The following is an 18,366-nucleotide window of genomic DNA, read 5'->3' as shown; positions in this document are numbered from 1 at the left end:
ATATTAATTACTGAAAGTAAAAAAACGGTAACTAATCTGTGGTTAAAGCCAGCCAGTGCAATTATTGGACTAGCTTTAGCCCATTAAATAATAAAAAATATAAATGAATAACAAAATTGCCGCAAGCCAGTCTAGACCAAATTACGCCGTTCCCTTAGTTACCATTACCCTTTTATTTTTCATGTGGGGATTCATCACCTGTATGAACGATATTTTGATCCCATATTTGAAGCAGCTTTTTAAATTGAGCTTTTTTGAATCTATGCTGGTGCAATTTTGTTTCTTTGGCGCCTATTTCGTTGGCTCGCTGATTTACTTCTTAATTTCTTATACCAAAGGCGATCCGATTAATCAGGTTGGTTATAAAAAAGGAATTCTTTTTGGGATTGTATTGGCGGCTATCGGTTGTGCCTTGTTTTTCCCTGCGGCAACTTATTCGGTTTATCCGCTATTTTTAGCTGCATTGTTTGTACTTGGATTGGGTTTTACCGTTTTGCAGATTACCGCCAATGCCTATGTTTCCTTATTGGGGCCTGAAGACAGTGCCTCCAGCCGTTTAAATTTAACACAAGCTTTTAATGCTTTTGGAACCACCATTGCACCGATTTTAGGTGGTCATTTGATTTTCGAATTCTTTTCAGAAGCCGATGGGAGTTTTAGCGCATCAGCAACCCGTATTCCATATCTGATTTTTGCAGGAATATTACTTCTTGTAGGTTTGCTTATCTTTTATGTAAAACTACCTTCCTTTCAACCTGAAGAAGAAGAGCAGGTAAAAGGACTTGGGGTCTTAAAATTTCCGCATTTAACCCGGGGAATTATTGCCTTATTCTGTTATGTAGGCGCTGAGGTAGCCGTGGGTAGCTTTATTATCAGCTTTTTAAGGTTGCCAGAAATAACCGGATTGGATGAAGTGGTAAGTAAAAATTACTTGTCGCTTTATTGGGGAGGAGCAATGATCGGCCGTTTTGTGGGATCAATTTCCCTTAGTCATACGTTAAGTCAATCGAAAAAGATTATCTATATGTTAGGCACGGCCATATTGGTTTTCGCTTTAATTTATGGGATTGTTGATCTGACTTTTGCACAGATCAGCTTCTTCCTCATATTTATCGCATTAAATTTCCTTGGATTTTTGGTCGGCAAATCGGCACCAGCCAGAACGCTGGCCATTTTCTCGGCCATTAATGTGTTGTTGTTAATCTCAGCAATGGTGAATAAAGGCGAACTGGCGATGTACAGCGTTTTGGGGATCGGGATTTTCAATTCGATCATGTTCTCGAATATTTATACACTTTCGATTGCCAAACTGGGCGCTTATACCAGTCAGGGATCTTCTCTTCTGGTAATGGCCATTTTAGGTGGGGCCATTATGCCCCTTATTCAGGGTGCAGTTGCAGATAAAATTGGGGTTCATCATTCGTTTATACTGCCATTGATATGTTACCTGTTTATCTTATACTTTGGTATTTATTGCTCGAAAAGGTTAAAGGGCATTGAGCAAACGGGTATGAAATCGGGACATTAATAATCGTTGATACGGATTTGCACTCCGGATCTATTGTACTTCAGATTTGTAATCTGGCTTAAAGAAGTTTGATAGATTTTTAAGGATTAAAAATCCTTAGTTCAGAAGACGGGATTACAAATCCCGACTAGCGTATCGTGTTGGTACGGATTTGCACTCCGGACCTATTGCACTTCAGATTTGTAATCTGGCTTAAAGAGTTTGATATAGTGAATATAAGGATTAAAAATCCTTAGTTCAGAAGACGGGATTACAAATCCCGACTAACATATCGTGTTGGTGTGGATTTGCAATCCGGACCTATAGCACTTCAGATTTGTAATCTGGTTTAAAGAAGTTTGATATAGTGATATAAGGATTACAGATCCTTAGTTCAGAAGACGGGATTACAAATCCCGACTAACGTATCGTGTTGGTCCGGATTTGCAATCCGGACCTATTGTGCTTCAGATTTGCAATCTGGATTATTTTACTACCCCTTCAACAAATAATTCTTAAAACCTTCAAAATCCACGCCCAGCTGATCGGCATGTTTTGGTTTGCTTTCCAGGGCTTTTACCTGTTCAGGGATTTCGATTTTAGCCGCAATATCTACAGGGAAAATATCCGGGAATTTACAGGCATGTGCGGTAGATAAGAAAACTGCAGCACTTTCGTCTGTTGGGTTTTCACTTCTATATTTTTCGATGGCCAGATAAGCTATCGCGGTATGTGGACAGGCCACATAATTGAGTTTGTTATCGAGTACTTTGATGCCTTCTAATGTTTCATCATCCGTAAAGCGATAAGAAGTAACTACCTTTTTAATGGCTTCTACATCCTGATCAAACAAGTCCATAATACGTACCCAATTGCTGGGAGCACCTACATCCATTGCATTAGAGTAGGTTTGTGTTGATGGTTTGGTTTCGTAAACACCACTTTCTAAAAAGCGTGGCACGGTATCATTCACATTCGTAGCGGCGATAAACTGTTTAACAGGCAGGCCTAGTTTATAGGCCAATAAGCCAGCGCCAATATTCCCGAAGTTTCCGCTTGGTACCGAAAATACAACATCATGTAAACCTTGTTTTTTCAGTTGGGCATAGGTGTTGAAATAATAAAATGTTTGCGGGATCAACCTGGAGATGTTAATCGAATTGGCAGAAGTCAACCTGAATTTTGCATTCAGTTCATCATCTGCAAAAGCCTGTTTTACCAGTGCCTGACAATCGTCAAAAGTACCTTTCACTTCAACAGCCCTGATGTTTTCGCCATTGGTGGTTAGCTGTAACTCCTGTATCGGACTTACTTTCCCTTCCGGATAAAGGATGGTTACCCTGGTATTCGGTACACCTAAGAAGCCTAAAGCCACAGCGCCACCGGTATCGCCAGAAGTCGCTACCAGAACATCCAAAAGCTGTTCGCCATCTTTTAGAAAATAAGCCATCACACGGCTCATAAAGCGGGCACCGAAATCTTTAAATGCTAAAGATGGACCATGGAACAACTCGAGCACAAAGGTTTTGTCATCGAGTTTAACTGCTGGAGCTTCAAAATTAATCGCATCGTCAATTAAAGCTTTTAGATCTTCAGCCGGAATTTCATCTTTCAATAATGTTGAAGCGACTTGATAAGCAATTTCAGGTAAAGAATACTGTTGAATATTCTGGATGAATTCGGGATCAAGCTGCGGGATTTCTACAGGCATATACAAACCTTTATCCTGCGGCATGCTGTTAAAAACGGCTTCTTTAAAGGAAACACGTAGGTCTTTATTGTTGGTTGAGTATAGTTTCATTTTGAGGTATAGGGTTTAGGGGTGTAAGGTTTAGGGTTATGGCGCCGAGTACGACCCTATGCCTAAACCTTCTACCTTAGGCCTTATTTACATCACCTTTGGTCCTTCGGCGTTAACCGGAGAAACAAAAGCTTTGCTGTTAATATTAATTTTATGTAAATGTTGTTGTTGCGATTTGGTGATTTTTCTTGCTGTTTCCTCATCTTTGGTTAAAGCAAATACAGATGGTCCGGAACCTGAAATCCCGAAACCGATTGCACCGTTTTCCATGGCCAGTTTCCTCATTTCTTCGAAACCAGGGATCAGGATCGAACGTGTGGGCTCTACCAGCACATCTTTCATGCTTCTTCCAATCAGATCAAAATCATTCATGAACAATCCGCTTACCAAGCCCGCAACGTTTCCCCATTGGGTAACGGCATCTTTTAAGGCCACCTTGCTGCGGATCATCTGACGTGCATCTTTGGTGGGTACAGCCACTTCCGGATATACAATCGCGGCATAGATTCCAGCTGGTGTTGGCAAAGAAATCACGTCTAGTGGTTCGTAACTTCTCACCAGTACAAAACCGCCCAATAGAGCAGGGGCAACATTGTCAGCATGACCGTAACCACAGGCAAGCTCTTCGCCCTTCATTGCAAAAGGAACCAGTTCTTTAGCGGTTAATAAATCGCCCATGAGTTTGTTAATGGCAAATAAACCAGCAACGGTACTGGCTGAGCTCGAGCCCAATCCACTGCCAATGGGCATTTTCTTGTGCAGTTCAATTTCTACACCTACATCTAAGCGGTTAATGTGCTGCAAATAATGCTGAACACTGGCACTCACCGTGTTTTTAGCCGCGTCTAAAGGCAAACGGCCGTCATCACCTGTTATTCTTTTGATCACCACGCCGGGTGTATCGGTAAACCGCATGTCAACCTCATCGCCAGGTTCGTTTACGGCGAAACCCAGTACATCGAAACCGCAAACTACGTTTGCAACGGTTGCAGGGGCGAAGACCCGAATAGAAGTGCCGACTTCGGGATGTGCTGAAGCCACCTCATTATCATTTATATTCTTTTGCATTTTTTTAATACTGATTGCCTTATCGGCTATTTTGTAAAACTTAAATATTATTTTTTGGTTAAGGCAATTTTTAGTCCCAATAGAATAAAAACTACTCCAGAGGTTTTGTTCATCCAGGTTTCGATATTCTTATTTTTGTTAAAAAGCCTAGCCACATTGCTTCCTGTTAATGCTAAAAATGAACACCAGATTAGCGTGATGAAAAAGATAATTAGGCCAAGCAAAAAATAGGGGATGGGGTTATTAATCTCTTTGCTACTGATAAACTGGGGTAGAAATGCAAGAAAGAAAAGTGCTATTTTAGGATTTAAAATATCACTTAACAATGCTGTGAAAAACATTTGCTTAATTCCCAATACCTTGGTATCAGTGATTTTTATTTCAACCTGTTCACTTTTATCTGCAAAGGATCTGTAACCCAAATAAATGAGATAGGCAGCACCAATATACTTCACTATACTAAACGCAATGGCCGATTTGGACAGAATTTGAGAAAGCCCAAACGTGGCGGCACAAGTATGAACCAGCAAACCTAAACTCACCCCTAAAGCAGAATATAGGCCAGAGCCTTTTCCTTTGGAAATGCTTCGCGTTAAAACCATTATCGTGTCTACTCCAGGGGTAATGACCACTATAATCGCAGCTAATATAAATGCACTTAAATTCTCGATTCCTAACATTTCCATTATCCGGTTATTTGGTTTAAGTGATGTTTTAAATGCACAACATAATCTTCAATAAAATAAGAAAGTGTGTGCAGCGCTGTATTTCCTTTTCCAGTATCACAGGTATTTTGGAGCTTTTCTTCAGGGATATTTTCAATTACCCGGCTAATCTGGTAGTTTAATAACTTCCAAAGTGTTTTAACCTCAGTAGTATCAGTGCCTTGATAATTTTGATAAAGTACCCATTCATCTTGTTGATAAACAATTTTGACTCCTTGCTCGTATTGTCCAACAATTAACCTGCGAATGTTATTACTTGCGCTATCGATCAAATGGCCTAACAATTCTTTTTTAGACCACTTCGAAGGTTGAGGTTTATTGTTCCACACCGCTTCCGTAATACTTTCAAAATCAATCATGGCCTGATTAACCAGGCTGATGATTTCATTTTTTTGACTCAAAACCGAATTCACCGCATTATTTATTTAAAGTACCTACATTGATAATATCGGCAAAAACACCGGCAGCGGTAACTTCTGCGCCTGCACCAGGGCCTTTTACCACTAATGGACGCGATTTATAACGATCTGTAGTGAAAGAGATGATGTTGTCACTTCCTGATAACATATAAAAAGGATGATTGTCATCCACCATTTGAAGGCTGATTTCTACATTACCATCCTCTAACTTGCCGATGTAACGTAAAACTTTTCCATCATTGGCCGCTGTTTGTTTCAGGTGCTCAAAATAAGCGGCATTAGCCTGTAATTCTGAATAGAAATCTTCCACAGATGTGGCATTTAAACAGGCATCTGGCAAAATGTTATCGATTTTTACATCGCTGGCTTCTAAAGGATAACCTGCATCGCGGGCAAGGATCAGCATTTTACGCATGAAATCTTTTCCATTTAAGTCGTCGCGTGGATCTGGTTCGGTATAACCCAGTTCCTGCGCTTCCTTCACGGTTTCGTAAAAACCAGCATCACCTTTAAAATTATTGAAGATATAAGAGATGGTCCCTGATAAAATGGCTTCAATACGTGCTACCTTATCACCGCTCATCATCAGTTCGCGCAGCGTACGGATAATCGGTAAACCTGCACCTACATTGGTTTCGTAATAAAAATCTACCCCGAATTTACGTGCCGTATCTTTAAATGACCTATACTGTGCGTAATCAGCGGAGTTTCCTTTTTTATTACAGGTAACCACCGAAATGCTGCTTTCGAATATGCCCTGGTATAATTCTATCGGCGATTCAGCAGCGGTATTGTCTACAAAAACACAGTTTGGTAAGTTTAAGGCTTTCATTTTAGCGACAAAACCTGCTAAATCTGCTTTTTCACCTTTCGTATCCAATTCGCTTTCCCAATTGTCGAGCGATAAACCATCGGCACTAAAAATCATTTTTCGGGTATTGCTGATTCCTGCTACCTTCACCTGTAAATCGTTATTGGCGGCCAAGAAAGGCATCTGCTCTTTCAATTGGTTAAATAAAGTTTTACCGATGTTTCCGGTACCTAAACAGAAAACATTTAATGTTCTTTTCAGGTCGGTAAAGAAAGCGTCGTGCACAGCATTAACTGCTTTTGACAGATCATCCTTGCTGATAATTACCGAGATGTTATATTCAGAAGAACCTTGTGCAATAGCCCTTACATTAATGCCGTTACGGCCTAAGGCGTTGAACAAACGTCCACTCATACCGGGTGTACGTTTCATGTTTTCGCCTACAATGGCCAATACAGCTAAATTATTTTCAACTTCAGGCAGTTCTAGTTTCTTTGCATCTAATTCTAGTTCAAACTCTTTTTTGATCAGGGTAATTGCCTGTGCGGCGTCAGTAGGTTTAACCGCAAAGGTAATGCTATGCTCTGATGAAGATTGGGTAATCAATACCACATTGATCTGCTCGCGCGAAAGCAAAGAGAATAACCTTCCGCTAAACCCTGCCTTGCCCACCATGCCGCTTCCGGTGAGGTTGATGATGCTGATGTGATCGATAGACGAAATTCCTTTTATCGGTAGGCTCGATGCTTTCACATCGCTTTTAATATAGGTTCCGGCAAAGTCAGGCTCAAAGGTGTTTTTGATCACAATTGGGATTTTCTTCATAAAGGCTGGGATCATTGTTGGCGGATAAATCACTTTCGCCCCAAAATAACTCAGCTCCATGGCTTCGGTGTAGCTTAGCTCTGGTAACGAGAAAGCCTTTTTCACGATGCGTGGATCAGCGGTCATCATGCCATTTACATCTGTCCAGATTTCTATTTCTTCCGCATTCAAAGCTGCACCCCAAACGGCGGCGGTATAATCAGAGCCACCGCGACCCAGGGTAGTTACCCTACCAGCCGCATTACTGGCGATAAAGCCAGTTACAAAAAGTACTTTGCCTTTGTTTTCCTTGTGAAAATTGCTGATCAGCATTTCTGTTAAGGCTGTATCCACCTTTGCCTGGCCAAAATTGCTGTCGGTTTTAATCAGCTCAGCACCGTTTACATAAAGTGAGTCGCCAACATTTTGCGAAGCAATATGGCTGATCATAAAGGTAGAGCAGCGCTCGCCATAACTTAGAATCTGATCTTTGGTTTGTAAGCTCAGTTCGCGCAAGTTGGTTACAGCCTGCAATAAATCTTCTAATTCATTAAAAAAGATCTTTAAACGCGTAAACACCGGGTTTTGTGCTGCCGCGGGTAAAAGCGCGCGGATTACAGCAAAGTGTTTTGCTTCAATTTCTTTTAAATGGGTGTCGTAATCTTCACCACGCTCGGCCATTTCGGCCATATCGGTAAGCAGATTGGTTACGCCACTCATTGCCGATAATACAACTACCGGGCTATTCTTCTGTTTTTCTTCGCCAACCAGGCGCAAGAGTGTTTTAATGTTCTCGGCCGAACCTACGGATGTGCCGCCGAATTTGAGTACTTTCATTAGTTTATATTGGTTTTAACTGATTGATGCTGTGCAATTGTTTCATCGTTTATTAGGTTGCTCGTGCAGCTTTCATTCAGCATGGGTTTAAAAAAAAAGCGTCCCGACTTTCATCGGGACGCTTTCTGTGTTTTATGTTTTTTCAATTTACAACAAATTAGCCCCGCTGGTTTATACCGGTGGTAATAATAATCGTTGTAATAATCGAAGTGCTAAAATTCATCTTGTCTTGGTGTACTTTGTACACCGTAAAGTAGGAGATTATTTTTTTAAAATGCAAATGTTTTTTGAATTTTATTTCGAGATTGTTATTAAAACGTTTAAGTAGATGAAATAGCCGCATTTTTTGAACCCGAAACCAAATCATTCCCTTCATTGTGGAGGTATCCAAAGGAAAGAATGTTTTGATGTGACCTATGTGGTAAAGCCTGGACAGAGGGTGAGGAAGTTAACATGCAGCTTTAAAAATATTTGAAAAGGTTCTGTATGGTTCTTCGGGTACTGCAGCCCTGCTAACCGCTATAGTCCCGATGGAAGTGCGGTTTGGTTGTTGCTGAGATCGGGAGCTGCCGCTTTTATCAGTTTTAATTAAATTTGGGTTGTGGTACTATTGAAGTTGTTTACCGTTCAGGCGTCTGATTCCCTTCCTCTGGAGAGCCTGCTCCGATTCTTCGGAAGGTACCCTCAGGGCGGGGTGGTTAATAATTTGTGAAATAGCAAACCCGCCATTGATTTTCAGAACCCTATCTTACAAAAATTTTAGTAGCTAAAACCATTTACCAAATTTTGCTTAGTGTATTTTTTTAATTTTTTTTATGTTTAAAAAATAGCATTAATATTCTGTTTATGAGGTGTTTGTGTGATAGTGTATTTGCTACAATATGTAAAAAATTACGTTTTAAAACTCGTTTTTGTAGCAGATAAGTCTTTACCTTTGCTCCACTAACTAACTTATTGTTATGAGCAAAAAGAAACTGCAAACACCAGATTTAAGCTATTTAAATCTTGGTGGAAACATTGCTGTAAAGTACCAGTTATCCCCAACGGAGTTAATTGATGAGGCCTTATTAAATAAAGAAGGTACGCAGGCAAGTTCGGGAGCGCTGGCAGTTGATACCGGAAAATTTACCGGGCGTTCGCCTAAAGACAGGTTTATTGTATGCGATGAAGTAACCGAAGATCAGGTTTGGTGGGGTGATGTCAACATTAAAATCAGCCCGGATAAATTTGATCAGTTATTTTATAAGCTGACCAATTATCTTGAGGATAAAAAAATCTATGTCCGCGATTCTTCGGCATGCGCCGATCCGGATTATTCGATATCCATCAGGGTAATTACAGAAACCGCTTATCAGAATCTTTTTGCACATCATTTATTTATCCGCCCTGGAGAGGAAGGTTTGGGGATAACCCCAGAATGGACCATAATTGCTGCCCCGGGTTTTTTGGCCGATCCAGCTATTGACGGAACCCGGCAGGAAAATTTTTCCATCCTTAATTTTACCAGGAAAATGATCCTGATTGGGGGAACGGGTTATACGGGAGAAATTAAAAAAGGAATTTTTTCTGTTTTAAATTTTATCCTGCCTATATATAGGAATACACTTTCAATGCACTGCTCCGCCAATGTAGGTAAGGATGGGGATACGGCTATATTTTTTGGTTTATCAGGTACAGGAAAAACAACCTTATCTGCCGATCCCGAAAGAGGTCTAATAGGCGATGATGAACATGGCTGGGGTACAGACTCTGTATTTAACTTCGAAGGGGGCTGTTATGCCAAATGTATCGATCTCACGGAAGAGAAAGAACCTCAGATCTTTAAGGCTATCAAAGTTGGTTCATTATTGGAAAATATCAGTTTTTTTCCGGGAACAAAGGATGTTGATTATACTAACATCAATAAAACAGAGAATACCCGGGTAGCCTATCCAATAGATTATATTGACAATGCCATTTTACCTTCGATAGCCTCAGTACCAAAAAATATCTTTTTTCTAACTGCAGATGCGTTTGGCGTATTGCCCCCTATTTCTAAATTAAATGTAGAACAGGCGATGTTCCACTTTATGAGTGGTTACACGGCAAAGGTTGCCGGAACTGAAACCGGTGTTACTGAGCCACAGTTGACATTTTCGGCCTGTTTTGGTAAGGCATTCCTTCCATTGCATCCTTCAAGATACGCCACTTTATTGGGCGAGAAGATGAAAAAACATGAAGTAAACGTGTGGTTGGTAAATACTGGCTGGAGCGGTGGCGCTTATGGTATAGGCAAAAGAATGAAACTCAGTTATACCAGAGCAATGATCGCTGCTGCCTTAAACGGAGATCTTGATCATCATCATTATAAACAGCACCATGTGTTTAAATTAATGATGCCTTTAAATTGTCCGGGTGTTCCGAACGATATTTTAGATCCGGCCAAAACGTGGGATAATCAGGAAGAATATTTTTTAAAAGCTTATCAGCTGGCAGATGCCTTTTCAGAAAATTTTAAGCAGTTCGAACTGACAAAAGTACCAAAAAGCAGACACGAAGCGTTAAAATTATGTTAAATGTACTTTAAAATGCATTTTTTGCACGAAAAATTTGCAATTCGATTTTTTTTTAGTTTTTATTGTGAAAGAATTGCCTCGGCTGGGGCAATTTTTTTGTTATACACCCTTGGTGGTTTACCGAAACTAAATTCTAAGTAACGATTTAATTGCTTATTGATTTATTAATTTGTAATTTAAAATCAATTTATAAATTTGTTTTTCGCAACAATTTCGGATAAGAAACGTTGTGTGTAGTACAAAAGAAAAAAACAGCTAAAAATTAAAAACAAGAACTAAAACTAAAATTTCAAAAAAAATGGCAAACGCACCAAAACCAACAACTGTTAAAAAAGAGAGCTCTTCTAGTGCTTCAAATGTATTTGCAACATTCGTTATTCCAATCTGTATTGTTATTGGATTCTGTGTTTGGAGATTCGTATTCGGAGAAGGAAGTAACTTTATCGATGGCGACAGAGAGAAATTACCATTACCTGGTAACTATCTTGGAACAGCATACAAAGGAGGTCCTATCGTGGCAATCTTAGTTGGATTACTATTAGTGGTAATTGTATTCTCTATCGAACGTTTCATCGTTATTGGTAAAGCAAGTGGAAAATCTAGCTTAGATACTTTCATTCGCAAAGTACAAGGTTTATTAAGCGCAGGTAACATCGAAGCTGCAAAAGCTGAGTGTGATAAACAAGAAGGTTCAGTTGCTAACGTAATTAAATCAGGCTTGAAAAAATACAGCGAAGTTGAAGCAGATACCAACATGGATGTTGAGCAATCAATCGTTGCAATCCAGAAAGAGGTTGAAGAAGCTACAGCTTTAGAAATGCCAATGTTAGAGCAAAACTTAACTGTAATTGCAACTTTGGTATCAATCGGTACATTGGTAGGTTTATTGGGTACAGTAACAGGTATGATCCGTGCATTCGCCGGTTTAGCAAACTCTGGTGCTCCAGATCAGTCGGCATTAGCAGTAGGTATCTCTGAGGCGTTGATCAACACTGCAACAGGTATCTTGGTATCAACTGTAGCAATTATCATGTACAACGTATTAACTTCTAAAATCGACAAGTTAACTTACGCTATCGATGAGGCTGGTTTCAGCATCGTTCAAACATACGCTAGTTCGCATAAATAAAAATTTTGAAAAAATTTTTACCGGCTTTATGGAAAACCGGAAAAAAGATCATCATTATTAAAACTAGTAAAAAATATTATGCCTAGAATTAAAGTTAAAAGAACAAGTACAGTAACAGATATGACCGCCATGTGTGATGTGGCATCATTGTTACTTACTTTCTTCATCTTAACTGCTACAGCAAGGCAACCAGAACCACTAGCCGTTTCTACACCCTCATCTACGTATGAGTTTAAAGTGCCGGCAGAAAACAACGCGATTTTAACAATCGGACAAGGTAAGGTTTTCTTTGAAGTAGCAGGAAATAACGTAAGAAGAAGAACATTAGAACTAATGGGCGAGCAATACAGTGTAAAGTTTACACCTGATGAACTTCAACGTTTCTCAGTAATTTCAACTTTCGGTGTACCGTTTGCAAATTTAAAAGGATTTATTGCCATGAACGGATCTGACCGTATGAAACCAGGAGTACAAACTGGTATACCTACCGATTCTACCGATAACCAATTAAATTCATGGGTTCTGAATGCGCGTAAAGCAACAAAAGAGATCAACAACGTAGACATGCGCGTTAGTATCAAAGGTGATGCTAAAGAAGAATATCCAGTTGTGAAAAAGATTATTGATGTGCTTCAGAAGCAGAGTGTAAACAAATTTTTATTGGTTACTAACTCTGAAGCTAAAAAGAAATAAGAAATGGCAGAATTAAATACAGGCGGGAAGAAAGCCACACCGAGGGTTGATATGACTCCAATGGTGGATCTAATGTTTCTTTTGGTAACTTTCTTTATCTTAACAACATCAATATCTACTCCGCAGGCGATGGATATTGCAAAACCAGATAAGAACGAGAAGTTACCTGAAAACAGATTAGAACTGAAAGCGAGTAAAACCATGACCATCTTATTGGGTAAAAAAGATAAGGTAGCTTGGTACATGGGCGTTGCGGGTGCAACTCCACCAACAATCGAATCAGGATCACAAGTAGAAGCTGCTATTGTTAAAAATAGAAAAACAGCCGATGCATCAGGTGTTCCGGGAGATTTTGTGGTGTTGGTTAAACCAACAACAGGATCAACTTTCCAGAACTTTGTTGATATCATGGACGAACTGGAAATTCTTAAAATTAAGGTTCGTCAGATTGATGATGATAATATCCTTGATAGCGAGAAAAATTTCATGAAAGAGCAAGGAATTTTATAATCAATAAACCCAATAGTTATGTCGAAGTTAGATATATTCAGAAAAGAATGGCTTGAAGTGGTTTTTGCAGATAAAAACAAAACCTATGGTGCGTACCAGTTACGTAAAACCAATGGTGCAAATACTTCAAAAGCGTTAATTATTGGCTCTATTATATTTCTAGTGTTATTTTTCTCTCCTAAAATCTATAGCCTTATTAAAGGTTCTATGGATCATGAAGATGAGCAATTAAAAGCACAGGAAGTTATTTTAGCGCCGCCACCACCAGTGGATCCTAAAACACCACCTCCACCACCGGTAGAGCCACCGCCACCAAAAGTGGACCAGGTGAAAATGCCACCTCCAATTGTAAAACCGGATATCGAGGTTCGTGATGAACCACCTACGGTAGAAAAATTGAAGGAAGCTGACCCAGGTCAGAGGGATATCAAAGGTGATCCAACAGCTGATATTGTTATCGCTGAACCAGTAGGTGAAGGACCAAAAAGAGAAGCTGCTGTTGCGGTTGATGATAATAAAGTTTATGACTTTGTGAGTATCGAGAAACAACCAGAATATCCGGGAGGTATTGCTAAATTCTATAAGTACTTAGGAGGAGCAATTAAATATCCACCAATGGCACAAGAAAACAACGTACAGGGTAAAGTATTTTTATCTTTCGTTGTTGAAAAAGATGGTAAATTAACAGATATCCAGGTTACCCGTGGTTTGGGTAGCGGAACTGATGAAGAAGCTATCCGTGTATTGAAAGCAAGTCCACGCTGGAACCCAGGTATCCAGAATGGTAAGCCGGTAAGGGTAAAATACAACATCAACGTAAACTTTACATTGAACTAATAGTAAATGTTAAATTTTGATATTTTTAAGCAAAAATCGCCTAAACAGCGGTTTTTGCTCATTTTAGGCCTTGTCATGTTTGTCTTTTATGTGGTATTGGGCCTTGCATTTATGTTTTGGGAACCCATAGCACTGCGTTTACCAGCAATTCCGCACTGGGGTAGGATCGCGATTGGGATCTTCTTAATTATTTATGCTTTTGTTCGACTATTAAGCCTAAGCAGGCGAGACTAATCAATGAGAAACTTCCTTTTTATATTTTTAATTCTGGCACTTGTATCCTGCAAACGCAAAAGCAAGACCGAAGCAGTTAAAGAAACCCGCACAAGTGGTACACTTAAAATGCTGGTTGATGAAAGTGTTGGGCCAATTGTACAAGACCAGATTGACATATTCAGTCTTGATTATCCACAGGCAAAATTTGAAACCACGGTAAAGCCAGAACAAAAACTTTTACCTGCCTTTTTAAACGATAGTGTAAGGGTAATTGTGTTGCCAAGATTATTAACCAAGGCTGAAGAGAAATATTATAACCAGCGGAATATCAAAATAAACACATCAAGATTTGCTGTAGACGGTATTGCTTTAATTACAAATCAGGGCAATATTGATAGTACAATTAACGTTAAAGATGTGATTGATATATTACAGGGGAAGAAATCAGATAAAAAATTGGTCTTTGATAACGCTTATTCAAGTACCTTTCAGTATTTTAAAGATTTGGCTAAAATCAGCCAATTTCCCACCACAGGTGTTTACTCTAAAAATTCTAGCAACGAAGTGATCAAACTTATTGCAGAAGATAAAAATTTTATTGGTATTTTAGGCGTGAATTGGATTACCAATAAGAATACCGAAGGGAGTGCGTATCTTTCACAGGTAAAAGTGCTGGGTGTAAAGAATGTAAAGGGGAGCCCGGGAGATGACCAGTTTTATAAACCAACCCAAGACAATCTAATTAATGGCGTTTATCCTTTCTTAAGAAATATAAATATCATAGATTGCGAAGGAAGAGACGGTTTAGGCACAGGATTTGCAACATGGTTAAGAAGTCAGAGGGGGCAGTTGATTGTACTTAAATCTGGACTTGGTCCGCATAAGTTAATGCCAAGGCAAATTAACCTGACAAAAGGAAATTAAATTAGAAAATTATAAATTGAACCACGAAGTAAATCTAAAGAGACACTTCATTTTTATTAAAAAAAAACAGAATATCCGATGAAAATTTTAAAGAAAGCAATAACCTTAAATGTAGGTTTGGTGTTGATGGGTTCTGCAGTTTTTGCTCAAGATTTAAATGACGCGAAAAAAGCCATTGACGCTGAACAGTACCAAAAAGCATCATCACTGCTTAAATCGTTGGTGAGCTCAAAAGCATCAGATGGTAATAACTATTACAATCTGGGTTTGGTTTATTTGAAAACCGGTTATATCGACTCAGCCAGAGCGGTATTTACCAAAGGTGTTACCGCTGATCCTAAAAACAATTTAAACTTAATTGGTTTAGGGGAAGCTGATATGTTATCTAATAATCCAACATCTGCAAAAACCAACTTCGACAAAGCTGTAGCTTTAGCTGCAAAAGATTACAAAACCTATTTGTATATCGGTAAAGCTTATTTGGCGCAAGATAAACCGAGTGATGATGTCTCTAAACCTGATTTTACCAATGCTTTGGCTAACATTACCAAAGCTGACGAATTAGATTCGAAAGATAAAGACGCAGAGGTTTTCCTGGCTTTAGGTGATGCCTATGCTTTACAAAAGAAAAACTCTGAGGCATTAGGCCCTTATATGCGTGTTGGTGATATTGATCCAACAAACAGAAGAGCAAAAACGCAGATCGGCAAAATGTACAAAGAGTCTAGAGCTTTTCCTGAAGGAGAAAAGGAATTACAGGAAGTAATAGCTGCTGACGCCAATTACGGTCCGGCATATCGCGAATTAGGAGAATTATACTTACAGTGGAGTAGTTTTGGTGTAGATAAAGAAAAAGCCGCAAAAGGTATTGAGAATTATAAAAAATATCTTGATTTAACAGATAAATCTTTGGAATCTCAATTGCGTTATGCACAATTCTTGTTTTATGCAAAAGATTTCAAAACTTTAGAGCAAGTAGCTACTTCATTACAAGTTCCTGCTAATGATCCTAAAGGAATTGTTGTTTCGAGATTGAAAGGTTGGGCAGCTTACGAGAATAAAAATTATCCTCAAGCTTTAACTTATATGACAGAATTTTTTGCTAAAGAAAAAGATAAGTCTAAAATTTTAGGTAACGATTATCTTTATTTAGGTAAATCTCAATTGCAAGCTGGGCAAGATAGTTTAGCGGTAATGAATATTATTGAGGCTGCTAAAATTGATTCTACGAATGCAGATGCTTTAGCTGAAGCTGGTTTGTCGTTGATGAAAGCTAAGAAATATGCTAAATCTGCTGAAATTTTCCAAATGGCTATTAAATATAATCCTAATGGAAAAGGATCACTTACCAACTATTATTATTTAGGTCAAACTAGATTCTACGAAGCTTATATTGCTCAAAAAGAGAAGAAACCATTTAATACGGCAGCATTAGTTGAGGCAGATTCAGCTCTAAGTCATTTAGCTAAAGTTTCACCAGATTTTGCTTTAGGCTATTTTACAAGAGGAAGAATTGCAAATTTAATTGATGATAAAACGAATCCAAAAGGAACTGGTATACCTTATTTTGAAAAATATGTTAGCTTAGTAAAACCAGAAGAAGTTGCAGCGAATAAAACTAACTTATCTGAGTCATACAATAATATTGGTGCTTGGTATTCAGATAAAGATAAGGCAAAAGCAATAGATGCTTTTACAAAAAGTCTTGCATTAGATCCTGCTGATACTTATGCTGCGGCTAGATTAAAAGAATTACAATCACCGGCACCTGCTGCTAAGGCAAAAGGTAAAGGCAAATAATTAAAAAGTTAAATAATTTAGAAAAGGCAGAGTTTGGTTACTCTGCCTTTTTCTTTTACTTTTGCATCATAAAATAAATAATATGCAAGCGCAAAGTTCGGCTATAGATTTTTTACCAATTATATTTCAGGTAATTGTTGCTTTAGGTTTTGTGGTGACTACTTTGGTAGCTACCCACGTTTTAGGTCCAAAACGTAAAACGCTCGATAAATTAGAGACCTTTGAGGCCGGTGTTAAATCTGTTGGTAATGCCCGTCAGCCTTTTTCGATCAAGTATTTCGTTGTAGCTATCTTATTCGTGCTGTTCGATGTAGAGGTAATCTTTATGTATCCCTGGGCCGTTAATTTCCGTGCATTAAAAATGGATGGGATGATCGAGATGTTTATCTTCATGGGTACCTTATTGCTGGGTTTCATCTACGTGATTAAGAAAAAAGTTTTAGACTGGAACTAATTCAGTTGGCCGTTTCCGGTTCGCCATTGGCAGTTAATGCACCGTGGTTTATAAACTGTAGTCTGCAAATTGCTATCTGAAAATTGGGCGTGTATCCCTTACACTAACTATATCTACTTTCGAGTTATTTAGAAAGGTTCTAAATCTGGTAAAGCTAGTTTAATTGCCTTTAAAATATTGTAAATTTGTTGCTCATTCTGCAAAGGGATGAGCATTTTTTGTTTATAAACATGAGTGATATTAATATAGTTGATGCGCCTCCAGGAATAGAAGGATCTGGCTTTTTTGCCACATCTCTTGATAAAGTGATCGGTTTGGCCCGCTCAAATTCATTATGGCCATTACCTTTCGCAACCTCTTGTTGCGGAATCGAGTTTATGGCAACCATGGGTTCTCACTACGATCTTGGTCGTTTCGGTGCCGAGAGATTAAGTTTTTCTCCCCGTCAGGCTGATGTTTTAATGGTTATGGGTACTATCGCCAAAAAGATGGCTCCGGTATTAAAACAGGTTTATATCCAAATGGCAGAGCCCCGTTGGGTAATGGCGGTTGGTGCCTGCGCGAGCAGTGGTGGCATTTTCGATACCTATTCTGTTTTGCAGGGTATTGATGAGGTTATTCCGGTGGATGTTTACGTTCCAGGTTGCCCGCCAAGACCTGAAGCTATTTTAGATGGTTTTCAGCGTATCCAGGATTTGGTAAAAAGCGAATCAGGCAGAAGAAGAAATTCTGATTATTACAAAGAACTTTTAGGTCAATACGGCATTAAATAATGGAAGAAACCACGCTAAATAACGACATCCACGTTAAGCTGACTGAAAAGTTTGGTGAAAAAGTTACCGCCGTTTCTGAGCCTTATGGTTTATTAACTTTTGTAACCTATAAAGATGTGATCATCAATGTGCTTTCGCACCTAAAAGACGAATTAAAATTCAATTTCCTAACCGATATTACTGCAGTTCATTATCCTGGCAAGGATCATGGTATTGCTGTAGTTTACCATTTGCACAACATGGTGGAAAAAGTAAGGATCAGGATCAAGGTTTTTATTTCCGAGCAAAATCCTACTATCCCAACGGCAACAACGGTTTGGAAAGGTGCCAACTGGATGGAGCGCGAAACTTACGATCTGTTCGGGGTTAAATTTGAAGGACATCCTGATCTCCGCCGTATTTTAAATATGGACGATTTAGGTGTTCACCCAATGTTGAAGCAATATCCATTGGAAGATCCGAACAGAGTAGATAAAAAAGACGAATTTTTTGGAAGGTAAACT

Annotated in this window: 16 protein-coding genes; 11 read left to right on the top strand and 5 right to left on the bottom strand. The window is 38.9% G+C overall.

Going from position 1 to position 18,366, the window contains the following annotated elements:
* Positions 1 to 103 precede the first annotated feature (103 nt).
* Positions 104 to 1,528, top strand: a complete 1,425-nt coding sequence (locus tag AC04Q1_RS25130) for a sugar MFS transporter (RefSeq protein ID WP_478367291.1) — start codon at positions 104 to 106, stop codon at positions 1,526 to 1,528.
* Positions 1,529 to 2,000: 472 nt separating this feature from the next.
* Here AC04Q1_RS25130 and thrC read toward each other — a convergent pair whose 3' ends face one another.
* From thrC to thrA, 5 genes are all read right to left on the bottom strand, one after another.
* Complete coding sequence (gene thrC, locus AC04Q1_RS25125; RefSeq protein WP_478367290.1) at positions 2,001 to 3,308, bottom strand: threonine synthase; 1,308 nt, start codon at positions 3,306 to 3,308, stop codon at positions 2,001 to 2,003.
* An 87-nt stretch (positions 3,309 to 3,395) separates the two neighbouring features.
* Complete coding sequence (locus AC04Q1_RS25120) at positions 3,396 to 4,376, bottom strand: homoserine kinase (RefSeq protein ID WP_478367289.1); 981 nt, start codon at positions 4,374 to 4,376, stop codon at positions 3,396 to 3,398.
* Between the two features lie 47 nt (positions 4,377 to 4,423).
* Positions 4,424 to 5,062, bottom strand: coding sequence for a LysE family translocator (locus tag AC04Q1_RS25115; RefSeq protein ID WP_478367288.1), 639 nt, complete (start codon positions 5,060 to 5,062; stop codon positions 4,424 to 4,426).
* Positions 5,062 to 5,460 carry a DinB family protein gene (locus AC04Q1_RS25110; protein ID WP_478367287.1) on the bottom strand — a complete coding sequence of 133 codons (399 nt, stop codon included), beginning with the start codon at positions 5,458 to 5,460 and terminating at the stop codon, positions 5,062 to 5,064. The genes AC04Q1_RS25115 and AC04Q1_RS25110 overlap by 1 nt, the downstream gene beginning before the upstream one ends.
* A 58-nt stretch (positions 5,461 to 5,518) precedes the next feature.
* On the bottom strand, positions 5,519 to 7,972 hold the full coding sequence (gene thrA / locus AC04Q1_RS25105; protein WP_478367286.1) for a bifunctional aspartate kinase/homoserine dehydrogenase I: 2,454 nt from the start codon (positions 7,970 to 7,972) through the stop codon (positions 5,519 to 5,521).
* 959 nt (positions 7,973 to 8,931) lie between these two features.
* Here thrA and pckA point away from each other — a divergent pair.
* The 10 genes from pckA to AC04Q1_RS25055 all read left to right on the top strand — a co-directional run bounded on the left by pckA (position 8,932) and on the right by AC04Q1_RS25055 (position 18,363).
* Positions 8,932 to 10,527: a phosphoenolpyruvate carboxykinase (ATP) gene (pckA, locus tag AC04Q1_RS25100; protein WP_478367285.1), complete on the top strand. Its 1,596-nt coding sequence runs from the start codon at positions 8,932 to 8,934 to the stop codon at positions 10,525 to 10,527.
* Positions 10,528 to 10,825: 298 nt separating this feature from the next.
* Positions 10,826 to 11,656 carry a MotA/TolQ/ExbB proton channel family protein gene (locus tag AC04Q1_RS25095; protein WP_316843207.1) on the top strand — a complete coding sequence of 277 codons (831 nt, stop codon included), beginning with the start codon at positions 10,826 to 10,828 and terminating at the stop codon, positions 11,654 to 11,656.
* Between the two features lie 78 nt (positions 11,657 to 11,734).
* Positions 11,735 to 12,349 carry a biopolymer transporter ExbD gene (locus tag AC04Q1_RS25090; RefSeq protein WP_478367284.1) on the top strand — a complete coding sequence of 205 codons (615 nt, stop codon included), beginning with the start codon at positions 11,735 to 11,737 and terminating at the stop codon, positions 12,347 to 12,349.
* Positions 12,350 to 12,352: 3 nt separating this feature from the next.
* Positions 12,353 to 12,859 (top strand): ExbD/TolR family protein, encoded by a 507-nt coding sequence (locus AC04Q1_RS25085; protein ID WP_478367283.1) that lies wholly within the window; start codon positions 12,353 to 12,355, stop codon positions 12,857 to 12,859.
* Positions 12,860 to 12,877: 18 nt separating this feature from the next.
* Complete coding sequence (locus AC04Q1_RS25080) at positions 12,878 to 13,696, top strand: energy transducer TonB (RefSeq protein WP_316843210.1); 819 nt, start codon at positions 12,878 to 12,880, stop codon at positions 13,694 to 13,696.
* 237 nt (positions 13,697 to 13,933) lie between these two features.
* The gene (locus tag AC04Q1_RS25075; RefSeq protein WP_478367282.1) at positions 13,934 to 14,836 is read left to right on the top strand and encodes a PstS family phosphate ABC transporter substrate-binding protein; all 903 of its coding nucleotides are present in this window, start codon (positions 13,934 to 13,936) and stop codon (positions 14,834 to 14,836) included.
* Between the two features lie 78 nt (positions 14,837 to 14,914).
* A complete protein-coding gene (locus AC04Q1_RS25070) occupies positions 14,915 to 16,636 on the top strand; it encodes a tetratricopeptide repeat protein (protein WP_478367281.1) in 1,722 nt (573 codons plus the stop codon).
* A gap of 82 nt (positions 16,637 to 16,718) precedes the next feature.
* Complete coding sequence (locus AC04Q1_RS25065; protein ID WP_478367280.1) at positions 16,719 to 17,090, top strand: NADH-quinone oxidoreductase subunit A; 372 nt, start codon at positions 16,719 to 16,721, stop codon at positions 17,088 to 17,090.
* A 230-nt stretch (positions 17,091 to 17,320) separates the two neighbouring features.
* Positions 17,321 to 17,863 carry an NADH-quinone oxidoreductase subunit B gene (locus tag AC04Q1_RS25060; protein ID WP_478367279.1) on the top strand — a complete coding sequence of 181 codons (543 nt, stop codon included), beginning with the start codon at positions 17,321 to 17,323 and terminating at the stop codon, positions 17,861 to 17,863.
* Positions 17,863 to 18,363 carry an NADH-quinone oxidoreductase subunit C gene (locus AC04Q1_RS25055; RefSeq protein WP_316843214.1) on the top strand — a complete coding sequence of 167 codons (501 nt, stop codon included), beginning with the start codon at positions 17,863 to 17,865 and terminating at the stop codon, positions 18,361 to 18,363. Before AC04Q1_RS25060 ends, AC04Q1_RS25055 begins: the two co-directional genes overlap by 1 nt.
* Positions 18,364 to 18,366 lie beyond the last annotated feature (3 nt).

The organism is Pedobacter humicola (assembly GCF_056490705.1).
Note: the sequence above shows the minus strand (reverse complement) of the source record. Positions and strands in the feature narration are given on the sequence as shown.